The organism is Photobacterium sp. DNB22_13_2, assembly GCF_052873915.1.
Map to the genome: position 1 here is coordinate 1 of NZ_JBNNXU010000247.1, position 244 is coordinate 244.

A 244-nucleotide genomic window follows, 5' to 3' on the forward strand; every position below is an offset into this window, starting at 1 on the left:
TTCCAGTACCACGCGTCCGCAGCAAGCGTCGGGAAGATGCCGACGGCCGACAGTGCGTTCGAGTAGTCGAGGATGGACGATTGCAGCGTGATGCCGTTCAGCTCGATACCGTCTTCATGCAGCACCCACGACACCACCGCACTGCGCGCCGTGCCATACGATTCGCCGAACAGGAACTTGGGTGAGTTCCAGCGTGAGTACTTGGTCAGGTAGCGCTGGATGAAGCGGTCGATCGAGTGGGCGT

At 60.7% G+C, this 244-nt stretch carries 1 protein-coding gene; it reads right to left on the minus strand.

Annotation, left to right across the window (positions count from 1 at the left end):
* Positions 1 to 244: hypothetical protein (locus tag ACVA58_RS28545; protein ID WP_446513597.1), on the minus strand; the 244-nt coding region annotated here is incomplete at both ends.